Below are 1,725 nucleotides of genomic sequence, written 5' to 3'. Positions count from 1 at the left end.
GGGGTCGGGCACCTTCGACAGCCGCTTGGTGACCTCTTCGTGGGTCTCCACCTCGATGGCCTTGCCGGCCAGCTTCTGCCCGTACACGGCGGCGCCGATGGCCAGCCATGCGACGGGCACGAGCACCACCGAGCCGAGCCCTGAGAGGAAGGTGGCGACGGCGTTCAGCGCCGCATCGGCCCAGCCGACGAGCGAGACGAGCCAGGCGCGAGCAGCCTCGTACGCGTCGATCACGCCGGCGACAGCCTGGCGCGAGGTGACCCACGCGGTGACCTCGTCGATGCGCGAGGCGAAGCTGTTGGCCAGCGTCATCAGCCACAGCACCTCGATGTAGGCAGCCACGCCCGCCCACGCGAGGTGCTTCTGCGTGAGCGAGAGCAAAGCGATCACCTTGCGGGCCACGAGTGCCGCCACGACGAGGGCGACCAGCACCCAACCCTCGGCGTAGAGCGCGCGCCCCCAGTCGACGTTCGCCAGGGCGGTGTTGTGGCTCTCGTCGGCGGTGGTGTCGTGCAGGTAGACGCGCACGTCCTCCTTCAGCAGGCCGGCGGAGGCGTAGACGGCGAGGAACGGCAGCAGCACCTGGCCCGCGACGGCGAGGTCGCTCCGGATGCGCGCGCCGCGGGTGAGCCCGTCGAAGAGGTGCTCGAACGCGGGCAGTGACGGCGCGGTGGCGCGCAGCATGAGCACCAGCGAGAGCAGCGTCGACATGGGGGCGAGGGGCACGATGAGTGCGGCGGCCAGCGGGCTGATGTTCGACACGAGCGTGGCCAGCCACAGGAAACCGAGCCGGCCCGTCCAGCCGAGGAGGAAGAGCCCGACGAGTTGGGGCCAGTGGTTGGCCAGGACGCGGCCGGCGTCGCGGAAGACCCGGCCGAGGGAGGCGACAGCGTCGGTGAGCAGGTTCATGGGGTGGTTCCCGGGTGGGCGGGTCAGCGGTGCTCGGCCTCGTAGGCGTCCAGCATCTCGATGCGGCGCACGTGGCGGGGATCCTCCGAGAACGGCGTCTCGAGGAAGACCTTGGCCATCTCGAGGGCATCCTCGAGGCTCTGCATGCGGCCACCCAGGCTGAGGACGTTGGCGTTGTTGTGCTCGCGCGTCAGGCGAGCCATCACCGTGTTGTAGGCCAGGCCAGCCCGGACGCCGCGCACCTTGTTGGCTGCTATCTGTTCGCCGTTGCCCGAGCCGCCCAGCACGATGCCCAGCGAACCGGGATCGCCGGCCACGGCCTCGGCACACGGCAGGATGAACACGGGGTAGTCGTCGGTGGCGTCGTAGCGCTCGGCGCCGTGATCGATCACCTGATGGCCCAGGGCCGTGAGCTCCTTGACGAGATACTGCTTGAGGTCGAAGGCGGCGTGGTCGGTGGCGATGTGGACGCGCATGGCTTCATCCTGTCGCACTCCGCGCCGCCGTGCACGCCTGCCCACGCCCGTTGGCACGCCTGCCCACGCCCGTTGGTGGGGCGAGCCCGCCGAGACCGGGCGGGTGCGGGGTCGCGACAGTCCCGACCAGCGGGTGTCTCAGTCGAAGATGGGCTCGACCGTCCGCGTCCGCTTGAGCTCGAAGAATCCCGGGTAGGCGGTGACCTTGACGAAGCCGTCGAACAGGTCACCGGCAGCCTCGCCCTTGGGGGCCGGGGAGATCACCGGCCCGAACAGGGCCATGCCGTTGACGTGGAGCACCGGCGTGCCGACCTCGTCGCCGACGGCGTCCATACCGGCG

At 70.4% G+C, this 1,725-nt stretch carries 2 protein-coding genes and 1 pseudogene; all 3 read right to left on the bottom strand.

The genetic code is table 11. The features are described 5' to 3' along the window. Positions 1–909: hypothetical protein (locus Q1K57_RS09800; protein WP_300081704.1), on the bottom strand; the 909-nt coding region annotated here is incomplete at its 3' end. Between the two features lie 23 nt (positions 910–932). After that, positions 933–1,385: a ribose-5-phosphate isomerase gene (locus tag Q1K57_RS09795; RefSeq protein WP_300081701.1), complete on the bottom strand. Its 453-nt coding sequence runs from the start codon at positions 1,383–1,385 to the stop codon at positions 933–935. Between the two features lie 138 nt (positions 1,386–1,523). Next, positions 1,524–1,725, bottom strand: a pseudogene (locus Q1K57_RS09790) (disulfide bond formation protein DsbA); the annotation flags it as partial.

The sequence above is a fragment of the Propioniciclava sp. genome, assembly GCF_029977985.1.
GTDB lineage: Bacteria > Actinomycetota > Actinomycetes > Propionibacteriales > Propionibacteriaceae > Propioniciclava.
This window is presented reverse-complemented; position numbering and strand designations above follow the sequence as displayed.

Coding starts and splice junctions, on each gene's coding strand:
- Q1K57_RS09795 (WP_300081701.1), bottom strand. CDS start 1,385: ATGCGCGTCCACATCGCCACCGACCACGCCGCCTTCGACCTCAAGCAG.